This is a genomic window from Glycomyces algeriensis (assembly GCF_027622855.1).
Lineage (GTDB): Bacteria > Actinomycetota > Actinomycetes > Mycobacteriales > Micromonosporaceae > Glycomyces > Glycomyces algeriensis.
Genome location: NZ_JAPZVR010000010.1, coordinates 119399 through 132428 on the forward strand (window position 1 = coordinate 119399; position 13030 = coordinate 132428).

Annotated in this window: 12 protein-coding genes; 7 read left to right on the forward strand and 5 right to left on the reverse strand. The window is 69.6% G+C overall.

Going from position 1 to position 13030, the window contains the following annotated elements:
- Nucleotides 1-4: 4 nt before the first annotated feature.
- The 3 genes from O2L52_RS18140 (at nucleotide 5) to O2L52_RS18150 (ending at nucleotide 3751) form a co-directional block, all read left to right on the forward strand.
- Nucleotides 5-1795: an ABC transporter ATP-binding protein gene (locus tag O2L52_RS18140; RefSeq protein ID WP_270117236.1), complete on the forward strand. Its 1791-nt coding sequence runs from the start codon at nucleotides 5-7 to the stop codon at nucleotides 1793-1795.
- A gap of 209 nt (nucleotides 1796-2004) precedes the next feature.
- Nucleotides 2005-2601, forward strand: coding sequence for a hypothetical protein (locus O2L52_RS18145; RefSeq protein ID WP_270117237.1), 597 nt, complete (start codon nucleotides 2005-2007; stop codon nucleotides 2599-2601).
- 139 nt (nucleotides 2602-2740) lie between these two features.
- The gene (locus O2L52_RS18150; protein ID WP_270117238.1) at nucleotides 2741-3751 is read left to right on the forward strand and encodes an endonuclease/exonuclease/phosphatase family protein; all 1011 of its coding nucleotides are present in this window, start codon (nucleotides 2741-2743) and stop codon (nucleotides 3749-3751) included.
- A 76-nt stretch (nucleotides 3752-3827) separates the two neighbouring features.
- Here O2L52_RS18150 and O2L52_RS18155 read toward each other — a convergent pair whose 3' ends face one another.
- The 5 genes from O2L52_RS18155 to O2L52_RS18175 form a co-directional block, all read right to left on the reverse strand.
- Nucleotides 3828-4565, reverse strand: a complete 738-nt coding sequence (locus tag O2L52_RS18155) for an SDR family oxidoreductase (protein WP_270117239.1) — start codon at nucleotides 4563-4565, stop codon at nucleotides 3828-3830.
- Nucleotides 4566-4740: 175 nt separating this feature from the next.
- Entirely contained in the window at nucleotides 4741-5739 is a 999-nt protein-coding gene (locus tag O2L52_RS18160) for a hypothetical protein (protein WP_270117240.1), read from the reverse strand.
- A gap of 177 nt (nucleotides 5740-5916) precedes the next feature.
- Entirely contained in the window at nucleotides 5917-7638 is a 1722-nt protein-coding gene (gene leuA / locus O2L52_RS18165; protein ID WP_270117242.1) for a 2-isopropylmalate synthase, read from the reverse strand.
- Nucleotides 7639-7866: 228 nt separating this feature from the next.
- Entirely contained in the window at nucleotides 7867-8445 is a 579-nt protein-coding gene (locus O2L52_RS18170; RefSeq protein ID WP_270117244.1) for a nitroreductase family protein, read from the reverse strand.
- A 188-nt stretch (nucleotides 8446-8633) separates the two neighbouring features.
- The gene (locus O2L52_RS18175; protein WP_270117245.1) at nucleotides 8634-9407 is read right to left on the reverse strand and encodes a hypothetical protein; all 774 of its coding nucleotides are present in this window, start codon (nucleotides 9405-9407) and stop codon (nucleotides 8634-8636) included.
- 129 nt (nucleotides 9408-9536) lie between these two features.
- Between O2L52_RS18175 and O2L52_RS18180 the strand changes: the two genes are divergently transcribed.
- From O2L52_RS18180 to O2L52_RS18195, 4 genes are all read left to right on the forward strand, one after another.
- Nucleotides 9537-10802 carry an aspartate kinase gene (locus O2L52_RS18180; protein WP_270117247.1) on the forward strand — a complete coding sequence of 422 codons (1266 nt, stop codon included), beginning with the start codon at nucleotides 9537-9539 and terminating at the stop codon, nucleotides 10800-10802.
- A 2-nt stretch (nucleotides 10803-10804) separates the two neighbouring features.
- A complete protein-coding gene (locus O2L52_RS18185) occupies nucleotides 10805-11869 on the forward strand; it encodes an aspartate-semialdehyde dehydrogenase (RefSeq protein ID WP_270117248.1) in 1065 nt (354 codons plus the stop codon).
- A 214-nt stretch (nucleotides 11870-12083) separates the two neighbouring features.
- Complete coding sequence (locus O2L52_RS18190; protein WP_270117249.1) at nucleotides 12084-12590, forward strand: helix-turn-helix transcriptional regulator; 507 nt, start codon at nucleotides 12084-12086, stop codon at nucleotides 12588-12590.
- A gap of 46 nt (nucleotides 12591-12636) precedes the next feature.
- Nucleotides 12637-13026 carry a nucleotidyl transferase AbiEii/AbiGii toxin family protein gene (locus O2L52_RS18195; protein ID WP_270117250.1) on the forward strand — a complete coding sequence of 130 codons (390 nt, stop codon included), beginning with the start codon at nucleotides 12637-12639 and terminating at the stop codon, nucleotides 13024-13026.
- Nucleotides 13027-13030: the final 4 nt, after the last annotated feature.

Below are 13030 nucleotides of genomic sequence, written 5' to 3' on the forward strand. Positions count from 1 at the left end.
CCAGATGCACACCATCGCGAAACGCCTGCGCGGCTTGAAGGACGGCCTCGCCGTCGGCTACCGCTCGCACCCGAAGGCGATCATCACGCTGATCGTCCTGGGCATCCTCCAGGCGATCCTCATGCCCCTGACCGTCTACCTGACGAAGGTCGTCATCGACGCCGTCCAGGCCGGACACGACCGCGACGCCCTGCTCGCCGCGGCCGGACTCGGGCTCGGCGTCGCCCTGATCTGGACCGTCGTCTTCGTCTACGTCAAGTTCGTGTTCCTTGTCCTCGACCACACCGCCCGCGCCTCGGACCGCGAGCTCATGGTGCTCATGGGCACGCCGCCCGGTCTCGACCACCACGAGCGGCCCGACTACCTCGACGAGGTGCAGTACATCCGCGAGAACCGCTGGCTCCTCGCCGGCGGCGTCAACCAGCTCGCCCAGTGGCTGCGCGCCATCGTCACCATCATCGTCGGCGGCGCGCTCCTCTTCCAGGTCCACCCGCTGCTGCTCGTGTTCCCGCTACTCGCGCTGGTGGCCATGGCGATCGCCCACCGGGCCGGGATGATCGAGGACGAGGTCTACGCGGCCACCAGCGAACCCGAACGCAAGCGCCGCCACCTCTTCGAGGTCGCGACGCTCGGCGAATCCGGCAAGGAACTGCGCATCTTCGGCTCCGCGGCGGCGGTCGCCGTACGCCACCACGAGTCCGGCGCCGCCGTCGTCGCCGAACGCAACCGGGGCCAGTGGCGGGCCGCCCGGCTCTCCACCGGCGAAGGCCTCATCTCCGCCCTCGGCATGGCCGCCGGGATCGGCATCGTCCTCCACCTCGCGATCCGCGGCCAGGCCACCGCCGGCGACGTCGTCCTCCTCGTCGGCCTCATCGGCATGGTCGCCGGGGCCGCCGCGAACGTCGCCTTCCAAGGCATGTTCATGGCCCGCCTCGCCAAGATGGGCGAGCGCATCGCCCGGCTGCGCGACTACGCCGCGCAGTCCAGCGGTCCGTCGGTGCCCTTCGACGTCCCCGAACGCCTCACCGGCGGCATTACCCTTGAAGGCGTCTCCTTCTCCTACCCGGACTCGGAACGCCAGTCCCTCGACGACGTGGACCTGCACCTCCCCGCCGGGAAGGTCGTGGCGCTCGTCGGCGAGAACGGCGCGGGCAAGACCACCCTCGTCAAGCTCCTGTCCGGTTTCTACCAGCCGACCGCAGGTCACATCAAGGTCGACGCCAACACCCTGACCGATTTTGAGGTGGACGCCTGGCGCGAGCGCATCGGCGCGACCTTCCAGGACTTCACCCGCTTCGAGTTCACCGCCCGCGAGACCATCGGCATCGGCGACCTCAAGGGCGGCTTCGACGACGACCGCGTGCGCGCCGCGATGGTCCGCGCCGGAGCCGACGACGTCATCGACGACCTCCCCGCCGGACTCGACACCCGTCTCGGCACCCGTTGGGACGACGGCACCGACCTCTCCGGCGGCCAGTGGCAGAAGCTCGCGATCGGCCGCGGCCGCATGCGCAAGGACCCGCTCCTGGTCCTCTTCGACGAACCGACCGCCGCCCTCGACCCCCAGACCGAGCACGCCCTCTTCGAGCGCTTCGCCGAAGAGGTCCACGCGGGCCGCCAGCGCGGCACCGTCACCGTCCTTGTCTCCCACCGCTTCTCAACAGTGTCGATGGCCGACCTCATCATCGTCCTCGATCAGGGCCGGGTCGCCGAATCGGGCACGCACGACGAACTCATGGCCCGCGGCGGCGCCTACGCTGAGCTGTACACGCTCCAGAGCTCCGCCTACCGCTGACCGAGCCGAACGCGTTCCCTACAATTCGCGAGGTCCCCGCCGAACACGGCCGGGACCTCGCCCTTTGCCCGATCGAAAGCGATGGTGTGCGGAGCAGTGGACTGTGCAGGGCTTCGCTCAGCGTTAGGATGTGGACACCCCCGGCCGCGTGGGGTTGCCCCTCTGCTCTCGAAAGCCCCTGAATGGATTCTGAACCCCCCGAAGCGGCGATGCCCGGGCCGCTCATCACCGTTGAGCCGGCGCCGTTCGAGTCGGCCGGGGGCGAGGATTCTGGCTGGGCTCACGGGCGGCGCGTCGCCGCGCACCGGGCCGTCGCTCCGGGCGCGTGTCCGCACCGCATCAGCGTGCGAGATCTGCCGGGCTCTAAGCAGATCGTGTTCCTCTTGGCCGCAGTGCCGGTTTTCGGGTCGGCGCTGCAATCGCTCTTGAGCCTGGTATTCGGGGGAGTTATGATCGGCAAGGGGTTCGGCGAGTCGGATCCCCTGATGATCCTCGTCGGCTCGGTCATGGCGGTCCTCGCATCGACCCTCGTGGTCGGATTCGTTGCGTGCGTTCGCGTGTGGCGGAGCCTTCACAGACCCGAGCTCGCCGTCTGCGTATTGAGCACGGTCGTGTCACCGCTGATCCTCGCGTTCGTCGCGATGCTGGCGTTCGGGGGCGGGTGGCCGTGGCTGATGCTCCTCGTGGTGCCGCCGGTGGCGCCGATGCTCGTGCTCTGGTACTTTCGCGCGGTGCTGCACTCCCGGGAGACGTGCGCGGACTACCCCTGGCTCCCGGCGAGCATCCTCGCGATGCGCAGGGTGTGAACTCCTCGGCCCCGTCGTCGGCGACGCGACAGCCAGGAGGGCGAAGTCCGGGACCGCTGCCGCCTCCGGCCCGGCCATCATGCTGGAACGATCGGTTCGCGCTGCACTGGGCTCGTAGACTCCGGTCTGACCGAGGACTTTGTGGAAGGGCCAGGCAGTGCAGCGAACCGACAGCGGGCAGCGCGATCTTGAGACGCTGCGGCGTCGTCGCCGGTATGCGGGGGCTGCGGTCGCAGCGTTCGTCGCCGCCGGGTTGGTGGTCCTGTCCGATGTGGTGCGGTTGGACCACTGGACGCCGTTCGCTCAGGTCATCGCGTTCAGAGCCGTCTTCGTTGTCGCGCTGGCGATCGCGGGGGTGGGCCTGATGTTCGGCCGCCGTCCGGCCGTGCGCTGGGCCGCGGCCGCCGGTCTGCTGGCCTGCGTCCTCGCGGCAGGTTCCATGGCTCATCGGACGATTCCCGATCCGGGCCTGGAGGGTGCGACCGGGACGTTGACGGTGGCGACGATCAATGTCAAGGGCGGCAGTGCATCTGTCGATGAGGTCGCCGCGGTGATCATGAACAGCAATGCGGACCTGGTGGCGCTTCCCGAAGCGGGCGAAGAGTTCCGGCTTCTACTGGAGGAGGCGCTCGGGGACGGCTACACCGGCGTCAGCCTGCAGCTCACGGATGCGGCGGTGGACGCGGTGTCGGTGCTGTACCGGACCGACCTGGGCGCAGTCTCGGCCGAGCCGTCGATCGAGGGCTCGTTCCCGATCTGGGAGCTCACCGGCGGCGAGCTCGGCGCGCTGCGTTTCTTGGCCTTCCACGCCTACCCGCCGCTGCCATTCGCCACGGACCGCTGGCGCAGCGATCTCGAAGGGCTCCAAGGAGTCTGCAGGTCCGGCGAAGGGGCGATCATCGCGGGAGACTTCAACGCGACGCTCGACCACAGCGCGCTCCGGACCGTGATGGATGGCTGCGCCGACGCCGCCGCATCGACCGGTGACGGCCTGCACGGCACCTGGCCCGCGAGCGCACCCGGCCTACTGCGGACGCAGATCGACCACGTCTTCACCACCGATGGCCTGCAAGCCGACTCGGTGTCGTTCACCGAGATCGACGGGACCGACCACCTCGCAGTCGTCGCCCAGATCGCGGTGGGGTCCTAGCGCCCGGGCTGCCGACCTCTTCGGGGGACTCTTTCGCGGCTGCACCCGAGCGCCATCGACCCGATGGCATTGCCGCCTAGTCGATGTTGTGGCCGCCGTTCACGGTGATCCGCTGCCCGGTGACGAAACTCGAGGCGTCGGAGGCGAGATACGAGACCGCTGCGGCGATGTCGTCGGGCTTGCCGATGCGGCCCATGGGAACCTCGGCCACGTACCCGGCGAGGTCGGCGTCGGTGAGTTCGCCGTGCCGCTCGACCGGGATCCAGCCCGGGGCGACCAGGTTGACGGTGATGCCGTCGCCGCCCAGTTCCCGCGCCCATGTGCGGGTGAGTCCCCACTGGGCGCCCTTGGCGGCGTTGTACGCGGAGAAGCCGGGCAGCGCGCGCTCGAACATGTCCGACCCGATCTGGACCACGCGCCCGCCGCCGGCCGCGCGCATGTCCGCCAGGACCGCGCGGAGCAGGAGGGTCGGGCTCTTGACGAAGAACGCCAACTGGTCCAGGTGGTCCTGCCACTCGAGTTGTTCGAGGCGCCGCTCAGGCTGCGGGCCGGTCGCGTTGGCCACCAGCACGGTGACCGGTCCGAGCTCGGCGCGGACGCGTTCCATCATGTCCTGCACTGCGGTCTCATCGGTCACGTCACCACCGAACGCCGCGGCGGTCCCACCCGCCTCCCGGATGTCGGCGACGACCTTCTCGGCGCCTTCGCGGCCCTTCGCGTAGTTGACGGCGACGGCGAACCCGTCGGCGGCAAGACGCCGCGCGATGACGGCACCGAGGCCGCGCGAAGCACCGGAGACGTAAGCAACGGACATGAACTACCTCCAACATTATTGCTCGTCCAGCGAGCGTAAATGACGGCTCGGAGGCGCGTCATCGCCGGTCGATCGGCGTCCATTCGATGGATTGGCGATGCCAGTGCGCGAATTCGAGTCGCGCCGAGGGCCTGTCCCATGGGACGCCCTTGGCGGGGCTCGAGTGATCGTCGGGTCAGAACATCTCGGTGCGGTTCACGTGCTGCTCAAAGGCCGGGCAGTAGTAGAGCTGGAGGATGTAGGCGCGGCCGATGATGATCTCGACCGGATTGGAGTACCGCCCGTCGGTGTCCTCCACCGCGTCCCAGCTCCGGCTGTCGCCGCCGGACTCGCCGCTGTCGACGGTGAACAGCGGGAGCTGAAGTTCACCGCATTCGCAGGTCATCGGGTACGGGTCGATGATCGCCCAGTTGCCGCCGTGGCCCACGGCCTTCCAGCCGGGCGCGACCGACGCGTCCAAGAGGTAGGCCGACTCGTCGTCGATCGCCTCCGCCCAGTGCGCGACTGCCTGCTGCAGCGTCTCGGGCAGTTCCCGGTACACCGGGTACTCCGTCACGACCTCGGGGTGGACGACGCACGGGTTCGGCACGTAGTCGCCGTTGCCGACCACCGGTCGCGGAGGTTCGGTGAGGCGCTCGTTGATGCTTTCGGCCCTGCGCCAACGGAGTTGGAAGGCCGGGTTGTACGGGGTGTCGGCGTCGGGGTGGTCGCGCGGGCACCACAGGAGCTGGAGCAGGTCGAACCGGTCGGCCCACGGGAGTCCTGGCACGTCCCGGTAGTGCAACTGCGCCAACGGGATCAACGGCGGTGGCGCGTCCGCTTCGTACTCGGGGTATTCGGCGACGTCGTACTCGGCCTCCAGTGCCGCCATGCGCCGGCGTTCGGCATCCCAGTCGAGCGCCTCTCCCCGCTCTTCGCGTCGGTCGCGATCCGCGAGATAGGCGCGCATCGCAAACGTGTAGTCGAGGGTCTCGTCCTGGAAGTCGTCGTGCGCGAGTTCGCAGGTCGGCCACGGCTCATCGGCGGGCCAGAGCAGCGGGCCTCCGATGGAGCTGTCGCCGACGCCGGGCTCGCCTCGGCGCGGGTGCAGCCGGACGGCCGGCTTCGCGTACTGCGCGAGTGCAGGGAACTGCTTGGCGACGTCATGGGGGCGCGGGGGTGTCGTACGGGTCATCGGCCCTGCATTCTGCTGCGGAGGAACACAATGCGCGCATCGTACTGCCGAGGGGCGACAGGTGCGTCCCGCTCGGCGCATGCGAAAGGGCGGGCCGCGAAAGCGGCCCGCCCCAACGGTTCTCGAAGTACTCGCGACTAAGCGCGTCGCACCGGCGACCTTGCTGCGCGCTACAACCTACGCCCGGTTGTAGGCGCTGGCCACGGCCCGCATCGTCGCCAGGACGATGTTCGGGTGGACGCCCGCGCCCCACACGGTGCGGCCGTCGATGGCGCATTCCACATAGGATGCGGCCTGGGCGTGCTGGCCGGCGGACAGGGCGTGTTCGGCGTAGTCCAGGACCTCGACGTCGACACCGACCGAGGACAGGGCGTCGGTGAACGCCGAGAGCGGGCCGTTGCCGGTGCCGGAGACCTTCTGCTCCACCCCGTTCAGCACGATGTGCGCGTCCAGGGTCAGCGTCTCTCCGGTGTAGACGGTGGTGTGGTCCTCGACGACCAGGCGCGGCGTGGGCTGGTACTCCGGGTGGTACTCGCGGCGGAAGATGTCGTGGATCTCCTGCGTCGAGACCTCCTTGCCGGAGGCGTCGGTGTGCCGCTGGATCGCGCCGCTGAACTCGATCTGCATGCGCCGCGGCAGGTCGAAGCCGTACTCGCTCTGCATGAGGTACGCGACCCCGCCCTTGCCGGACTGCGAGTTGACGCGGATGACCGCCTCGTAGTTGCGGCCGACGTCCTTCGGGTCGATCGGCAGGTACGGTACGCCCCAAGTGAACTCGTCGACCGGGACGCCCGCCGCCTCGGCGTCGGCCTCCAGGTGCGTGAAGCCCTTCTTGATGGCGTCCTGGTGCGAACCGGAGAACGCGGTGTACACCAGGTCCCCGGCGTACGGGTGCCGCTCGGGCACCGGCAGCTGGTTGCAGTACTCGACGGCGCGCTTGATCTCGTCGATGTTGGAGAAGTCGATGGCCGGGTCCACGCCCTGGCTGAACAGGTTCAGGCCCAGCGTGACCAGGCAGACGTTGCCGGTGCGCTCGCCGTTGCCGAACAGGCAGCCCTCGACGCGGTCGGCGCCGGCCTGCACGGCCAGCTCGGCGGCGGCCACGCCGGTGCCGCGGTCGTTGTGCGGGTGCACGGAGAGGATCAGCGACTCGCGGTTGGGCAGGTTGCGGTGCATCCACTCGATCGAGTCGGCGTACACGTTCGGGGTGGCCATCTCGACGGTGGCGGGCAGGTTCACGATCAGCGGCCACTCGGGGGTGGGCTGGATGACCTCGGCGACCTTGGCGCACACCTCGACCGCGTAGTCCAGCTCGGTGCCGGTGTACGACTCGGGGGAGTACTCGTAGCGGATCGCCGTGTCGGGGGTGTGGATCTCGCGGTACTTCAGGCACAGCCGCGCGCCCTGCGTGGCGATGTCGGTGATGCCGTCCTTGTCCAGGCCGAACACGACGCGGCGCTGCAGCGTCGAGGTCGAGTTGTAGAAGTGGACGATGGCCTGCTTGGCGCCGCGCAGGCTCTCGAAGGTCCGCTCGATCAGGTGCTCGCGGCACTGGGTCAGGACCTGGATGGTGACGTCGTCCGGGATGAGGTCCTGCTCGATCAGCTGCCGCACGAAGTCGAAGTCGGTCTGCGAGGCGGAGGGGAAGCCGACCTCGATCTCCTTGTAGCCCATGTCGACCAGCAGCTGGAACATCTTCTTCTTGCGGTCGGGGGTCATGGGGTCGATCAGCGCCTGGTTGCCGTCGCGCAGGTCCACCGCGCACCAGATCGGCGCGGTCTCGGTCACCTTGTCCGGCCACGTGCGGTCGGGCAGGTCCACTTTGAACTGGGAGTGGTACGGCTGGTAGCGCTTGGCGCGATCGCCGAAGGCAGTGCGGTTGGAAGACGTGGAAGTCACGGATGCTCCTGTGGAGATGGCTGTGGGTCTGAGTCGCTTCTGACTGATCCAGCCGGCATGCGAAAACCCGCGGCGAGGAGCCGACCTAGTTGGCCCCGCCGCGGCAGCTAAGGAGCATCGTGAACCGCATGACCCCGAGAGCTTACACCGCAGGTGTGACCCGGGTCGAGCTCGACGCCCGAATAATGGGACGGCACCACCGCAATGCGGCACCGGCCCACTGCTGCCTTACGGGTGGATGAGCAGGTCGTCGAGCGCGATGCGGGCGCGCGGCGCGCGGTCCGGGCCCGCCACGGCGTCGTCGAGGTCGGCCGGGTCGCCCGGCAGACCGATCGCGACCACGGTGGTCGGCACGAGCGTCTCGGCCAGCTCGAACTCGGCGGCCAGCGCCGCGGCGTTGAACCCGCCCATCTGGCGGACGGTGAGCCCCTCGGCGGCGGCCTGGAACGTCAGGTGCGCGATCGCCTGGCCGAGGTCGTAGGCGGCGTGCGAGAGCGGGCCGCGGGCGTTGGCGTCGGTGCGGACGGCCACGAGCAGCGCGGAGGCCTGGCCGGCCCAGTCGCGGTTGCCGGGGTTGAGGGTCTCGAGGACGCGCTTGAACTCGCCGGTGTCGCGTTTGGCGAGGAGGAACCGCCACGGCTGCGTGTTGCCCGCGCTCGGGGCCCAGCGGGCCGCTTCGAGGAGGGCCGCGACCTGGGCTTCGGTGAGGTCGACGCCGGGCGCGAAGGCGCGCGTGGACTGGCGGGCGGCGAGCAGCGGGTGGATCGGGACCGCGGTCTGGGCGTGGCGGTCGGTAGGTGCGGTCATGCGCGTTCCTTCGGATCTGGGTCTCGCACGGCGCTGCCGGCGCCGGGGGCCCGGCGGGGGCGCGTCTGCTGTCAGGTGGCGGCATCGCAGCGGTGCCGTCCTTGTAGCGGCGTCGTCGCTCGCCATCGTTCATGGTGCCACGAACAGGGCGCGGACCGCCTGCCCGTGTCGCCTTCCTTACTCTCGCCTCACTCCTCCGGTGACGGCGTCGGGGACGGCGAGGCGGCGGGTGAGGGCGTGCCGCTCGCGTCCGGCGCGGGCGTCGCGGACGGGTCCACGCTCGGGCTCGGTTCGACGGGCGCCTTGCGCCCCAACGGTTCGGCGTCGCTGAGGTCGCCGGGCAGCTCGACCGTGGCGACCGCCTCGGCCGGGGGGCCGGCGAGCTCCAGGGTCCCGAACGCGTCGCTCTCGACGGACAGGATCGTGCCCTCCTTGTCGAGGCACCATTCGCCGGGCGGCATCGGCGGGTCGACGACCACGGTGTTCGGGGTGAGGGTGAAGCAGTCGCCGTCCTGCGCGATCGCGAACGGCAGGTGCCGGTCGAGCAGCTGCGGGAGCCACTCGATGAACGGGAGCTGCACCTTCGGGTCGTAGTCCTTCGGGATCTCGCCGGTGATCCCGGCCAGGCGCACGCACCGGCCCGCCGCGCACTGGAAGAACCCGCCCGTGGTCCAGGCGACGGTGACGTCGACCGTGCCGCCGAGCGCCCAGCTGGGGACGTCCACGCGCCAGGTGCCGTCAGCGGCGGCCCACACGGTGACCGTGCCGCCCTCGGACCACTCGTACTCCGCAGTGAACGTCTCGTCCAAGGCCAGGCTGGCGCGGCCGATGAGGGTCGCGCGGGCGCTGGGGCTCGGCGGCGCCTGCTCGGGGGTGTCGACGGCGGTCGCCGTCCCGCAGCCCGCCAGCAGCGCCACGAGCGTGAGCGCCGCCACTGTCTTGCCCGTCCATGTCCATGCCACCGCCCGATTCTCTGTCCCACCACCCAGAACGACCTGGCGACACACCGGTATGCGCAGCTAAGGTGAGGTGGCCGCCCCCGCGAGGGCGGTTTCGAGTGACCTGAGACACGAGCGAGTGAGGTGAAATCCGTGGCGCTAGTCGTGCAGAAGTACGGCGGTTCATCGGTTGAGAATGCCGAACGCGTCAAGCGCGTCGCCGAACGAGTGGTCGCGACGCGAAAGCGGGGGGACGACGTGGTCGTCGTCGTCTCGGCCATGGGTGACACCACCGACGAGCTGCTGGACCTCGCGGCCCAGGTCTCGCCGGTACCGGAGCCCCGGGAACTCGACATGCTGCTGACCGCCGGCGAGCGCATCTCCATGGCGCTCTTGGCGATGGCGATCAACAACCTCGGCTTCCAGGCCCGGTCCTTCACCGGCTCGCAGGCCGGGATGATCACGACCGCCGCCCACGGCGTCGCCCGCATCATCGACGTCACGCCCGGACGCATCCGCTCCTCGCTCGACGAGGGGTTCATCACGATCGTCGCCGGGTTCCAGGGCGTCAGCCAGGACACCAAGGACATCACCACGCTCGGCCGCGGCGGCTCCGACACGACCGCCGTCGCACTCGCCGCAGCGCTGGAAGCGGACGTCTGCGAGATCTACTCCGACGTCGACGGCGTCTTCACCGCCGACCCGCGGATCGTGCCGAACGCGCAGAAGCTCGACGCGATCACCTTCGAGGAGATGCTGGAGATGGCCGCCTCAGGCGCCAAGATCCTGCACCTGCGCGCCGTGGAGTACGCCCGGCGCTACGGGCTCCCGCTGCACGTCCGTTCGTCGTACTCGACCAAGACCGGCACGATGGTGTCGGGTTACATGGAGGAGCTGCCCGTGGAGCAAGCACTCATCAGCGGCGTCGCGCACGACCGCTCCGAGGCCAAGATCACCGTCACCAGCGTCCCGGACAAGCCCGGCGCCGCCGCCTCGATCTTCCAGGTGATCGCCGACGCCGAGATCGACATCGACATGATCGTGCAGAACGTGTCGACCGCCGGGAACGGCCACACCGACATCTCGTTCACCCTCCCCAAGGAGGCCGGGCCGAAGGCGACCGAGGCGCTCAAGAAGCACCAGACGTCGATCGGGTTCGAGAAGCTCATCTACGACGAGAACATCGGCAAGATTTCGCTCATCGGCGCCGGCATGCGCTCGCACCCGGGCGTGACCGCGAACTTCTGCCAGGCGCTGGCCGACGCGGGCGTCAACATCGAGATCATCTCGACCTCGGAGATCCGCATCTCCGTGGTCTGCCGCGACACCGACCTCGACTCGGCCGTGCGCGCGGTGCACGACAAGTTCGAGCTCGGCGGCCACGAAGAGGCCGTCGTCTACGCCGGAACGGGGCGATGAGCATGGCGCGCAAACTGAACGTGGCGATCGTCGGGGCCACCGGCGTCGTCGGATCGATCATGCGGCGGCTCATCGCCGAAGAGCGCGGCAACTGGGGCGAGGTGCGCCTCATCGCGTCCGCGCGCTCGGCCGGCAAGGTCCTGTCGGTGGGGGACGAGCGCATCGAGGTCCAGGCGATCAGCCCTGAGGCCTTCGACGGCATCGACATCGCCCACTTCGACCTGCCCGACGACGTGAGCGCCGAATGGGTGCCGGTCGCGGCCGCGAAGGGCGTCGTCGTCATCGACAAGTCCGCGCACTACCGCATGGACCCGGACGTGCCGCTGGTCTGCCGCGAGGCGAACCCGGAGGCCGCCGCCGTGCGGCCCAAGGGGATCATCGCGAACGCCAACTGCACCACGCTCGCGCTCATCCCGTCGCTCGCGGCGCTGAACGCCGAGTTCGGCCTCGTCTCGATGAGCGTCGCCTCCTACCAGGCCGCGTCCGGCTCGGGCAAGGAAGGCCTCGAGGCCCTCTACGCGCAGATCCAGAAGCTGGCCGGTGCGGACAAGATCGGCACCGAGCTCGGCGACGTGCGCGCCGTGCTCGGCGAGGACTTCAACACGCCGTTCGGGGCGCCGCTGGCGCTCAACGTCGTGCCGAAGGTCGGCGGCTGGAAAGAGGACGGCTGGACCTCCGAAGAGCTGAAGGTCCGCAACGAGTCCCGCAAGATCCTCGGCCTGCCCGACCTCAAGGTCGCCTCGACCTGCGTGCGCGTACCCGTGGCCGTGGGCCACTCGCAGGTCGTCCACGCCACCTTCGAACGCGAAGTGACCGTGGCCGACGCGCACCGCGTGCTCGCCGCCGCCGACGGCGTCGACCTCGTCGACGACCCCGCCAACATGGTGTTCCCCATGCCGATCGACTCGGTCGGCAAGGGCGGCACCCAGATCGGGCGCGTGCGCCAGTCGATCGACTTCCCGAACTCCCTCGAGTTCTTCGTCGTCGCCGACAACCTCATGAAGGGCGCCGCACTCAACTCGATCGAGACCGCGGACCTCGTGCGCCGCGAACTCGAAGCGGCGTAGCCGCAACCACCGAGTCCGGTCCCGCGCGAACGCGCGGCTGGTCGGGCACGGAGAGCGGGGGGGGGGGGGGGGGGGGGGGGGGCGGGCCCCCCCCGGGGGGGGGGGGGGGGGGGAGGGGGGGGGGGGGGGGGGGGGGGGGGGGGGGGGCGCCCCCCCCCCCCCCCGCTCTTCGCGTAGCATGGAGGTATCTGATCGGATACTTACAGGGGGCGTGATGGCCTTTGACCTCATTCGGCGGGCCAGGGATGCCGCGAATCTGAACCAGGCCGAACTGGCGAAACTCGCCAAGACCTCACGGCCGACCTTGTCGGCATACGAGCACGGGCAGAAGTCGCCCACCATGACGACCGCCCAGCGCATCATCGAAGCCGCCGGCTTCGAACTCGCGATCGAACCTCGAATCCGATTCGAGCTGCACACCACCACCCGCGGCAGGCCATTCCACGTGCCGGATCATCTGCCGCGACTGTCCGCCCCTGCCGCCCTCGCCAAGGTCCGGTTGCCGCTCCACCTGGACTGGTCCGATCGCGGCCGCGTGTTCGACCTCTCCGACCGGCGGCAGCGAACGCGCGTCTACGCGATCGTGCTGCGAGAAGGTACTCCGGCCGACCTCATCGAATACATCGACGGCGTCCTGCTCGTCGATCTCTGGGAGGACCTTGTCCTGCCCCGGGAGATCCGCGAAGCTTGGACGCCGCTGATCCGCGGAGGCAACGGGTAATGGCCGCCCAGGCAGGTCTCACGCCGCTCCAGACCGCGGCACTGCGGTGTTCTTCGAGCTACCCGAAAGCCGCGGCTTCGTCCTGGCGGGCGGCGGAGCGCTCATCGCCCAGCACCTCATCGACCGGCCCACCGACGACCTCGACTTCTTCACCTCGCCGCAGCACGCTTCGGTCGTGCCCGCCGTCCGCGCTTTCGCCCGTGCCGTCACCGAACGAGCCTGGAAGGCCGCGATCATCCAAGAAGTCCCGACCTTCTGCCGGATGCATCTCACCGGCATGGACGATGAACTCCTGGTCGACCTCGCAATCGACGCACCACCGCGCCTCCCGACCATCGACACTGCCGTAGGACCGAGCTTGAAAGCTGAACGGCGGCCCGGGGTTCCACCCCGGCCCCCCGTGACCTCTCGCGCCACCCCACGGCGGCGCGCTTAGTTAA